The sequence below is a fragment of the Sphingomonas sp. DC5200-1 genome, from assembly GCF_049897245.1.
GTDB lineage: Bacteria > Pseudomonadota > Alphaproteobacteria > Sphingomonadales > Sphingomonadaceae > Sphingomonas > Sphingomonas aquatilis.
This window is the reverse complement of sequence record NZ_JAFCVW010000027.1, coordinates 1-2,500: the sequence shown is the minus strand read 5'-3', so window position 1 is coordinate 2,500 and position 2,500 is coordinate 1. Positions and strand designations below refer to the sequence as shown.

The window sequence follows — 2,500 nt, the reverse complement described above, 5'->3', positions numbered from 1 at the left end:
GCAGCGAAAGCGAGTCTGAATAGGGCGCCATAGTTTGATGTATTAGACCCGAAACCCGGCGATCTAGGCATGACCAGGATGAAGGTGCGGTAACACGCACTGGAGGTCCGAACCGATTAACGTTGAAAAGTTACCGGATGAGTTGTGTTTAGGGGTGAAAGGCCAATCAAGCCGGGAAATAGCTGGTTCTCCGCGAAAACTATTGAGGTAGTGCCTCGAGCGGACACCCTAGGGGGTAGAGCACTGGATGGATGCGGGGGTCGCGAGATCTACCAACTCTAACCAAACTCCGAATACCTAGGAGTGATACTCGGGAGACAGACGGCGGGTGCTAAGGTCCGTCGTCAAAAGGGAAACAGCCCTGACCTACAGCTAAGGTCCCCAAGTCGTGTCTAAGTGGGAAAGCATGTGGAAATCCCAAAACAACCAGGAGGTTGGCTTAGAAGCAGCCATCCTTTAAAGAAAGCGTAACAGCTCACTGGTCTAAACAAGGGTTTCTGCGGCGAAGATGTAACGGGGCTCAAGACACGCACCGAAGCTTAGGGTGTGATCTTACGATCACGCGGTAGCGGAGCGTTCCGTACGCCTGTGAAGCGATCTGGTAATGGGTCGTGGAGGTATCGGAAGTGCGAATGCAGACATGAGTAGCGATAAAGAGGGTGAGATGCCCTCTCGCCGAAAGACCAAGGGTTCCTGCGCAAGGCTAATCCGCGCAGGGTGAGCCGGCCCCTAAGACGAGCCCGAAGGGGGTAGTCGATGGGAACCACGTTAATATTCGTGGGCCTGGTGGTGTGTGACGGATGGTGTGTGTTGTCTGACCTTATCGGATTGGTCAGGCTTCGAAACTGTCCCAGGAAATAGCCCCACCGTATAGACCGTACCCGAAACCGACACAGGTGGTCTGGTAGAGTATACCAAGGCGCTTGAGAGAAGTGTCCTGAAGGAACTCGGCAAATTGCCTCCGTACCTTCGGAAGAAGGAGGCCCCACGTAAGCGCAAGCTCTCGTGGGGGGCACAGGCCAGGGGGTAGCGACTGTTTAGCAAAAACACAGGGCTCTGCTAAGTCGGCTTCAAGACGACGTATAGGGCCTGACGCCTGCCCGGTGCCTGAAGGTTAAGTGGAGGGGTGCAAGCTCTGAAATGAAGCCCAGGTAAACGGCGGCCGTAACTATAACGGTCCTAAGGTAGCGAAATTCCTTGTCGGGTAAGTTCCGACCTGCACGAATGGCGTAACGACTTCCCCACTGTCTCCAGGACATGCTCAGCGAAATTGAATTCTCCGTGAAGATGCGGAGTACCCGCGGTTAGACGGAAAGACCCCGTGCACCTTTACTGCAGCTTCAGAGTGGCATTAGGAAAGAACTGTGTAGCATAGGTGGGAGGCTTTGAAGCATTGGCGCCAGCCGGTGTGGAGCCATAGGTGAAATACCACCCTGTTGTTTTCTGATGTCTAACCTCGCACCGTTAGCCGGTGCAGGGACCCTCTGTGGCGGGTAGTTTGACTGGGGCGGTCGCCTCCTAAAGAGTAACGGAGGCGCGCGATGGTGGGCTCAGGCCGGTTGGAAACCGGCTGTTAGAGTGCAATGGCATAAGCCCGCCTGACTGCGAGACTGACAAGTCGAGCAGAGACGAAAGTCGGTCATAGTGATCCGGTGGTCCCTCGTGGAAGGGCCATCGCTCAACGGATAAAAGGTACGCCGGGGATAACAGGCTGATAACCCCCAAGAGCTCATATCGACGGGGTTGTTTGGCACCTCGATGTCGGCTCATCACATCCTGGGGCTGGAGCAGGTCCCAAGGGTTTGGCTGTTCGCCAATTAAAGTGGTACGTGAGCTGGGTTCAGAACGTCGCGAGACAGTTTGGTCCCTATCTGCCGTGGGCGTCGAAATTTGAGAGGAGTTGACCCTAGTACGAGAGGACCGGGTTGAACGTACCTCTGGTGTACCTGTCGTCGTGCCAACGGCGCAGCAGGGTAGCTATGTACGGACGGGATAACCGCTGAAAGCATCTAAGCGGGAAGCCTCCCTCGAGATAAGATTTCATAGGACGGTCGGAGACCACGACCTTGATAGATCGGATGTGGAAGTGCGGTAACGCATGGAGCTAACCGATACTAATTGTCCTATTCGCGCTTGAGAGGACACACCATCAATGACAACCCTGGGTTGTCGACGATAGGCGTGGATGTCAGCGTCGAACGCCAGATACATATTCCAGTAACAGTGCACGCATCGATTTGAACCATAGCTCAGCCGCAAGGTCAGCACGCATGAAGCGTGCCGACCGAGCGGCTCAGCTCCCGCACACGCTTCATTGCCTGGTGGCTATAGCGTCGGTGTCCCACCCGATCCCATCCCGAACTCGGCCGTGAAACCCGACTGCGCCAATGGTACTACTGCCTAAGCAGTGGAAGAGTAGGTCGTCGCCAGGCATTGAAGCCTGTGTGGGAAGAAGAACCCATTCATGATTTCGTCCCAACGGGACACGCAACCCTCGCCA

General features: G+C 55.4%; 2 rRNA genes (1 of these 2 cut by a window edge). Both read left to right on the top strand.

Features of this window, described 5'->3' with window-relative positions:
- Positions 1-2,138, top strand: a 23S ribosomal RNA gene (locus ACP7A3_RS20750); it begins 660 nt to the left of the window's first position.
- 179 nt (positions 2,139-2,317) lie between these two features.
- Positions 2,318-2,432 (top strand): 5S ribosomal RNA (gene rrf, locus ACP7A3_RS20745).
- Positions 2,433-2,500: the final 68 nt, after the last annotated feature.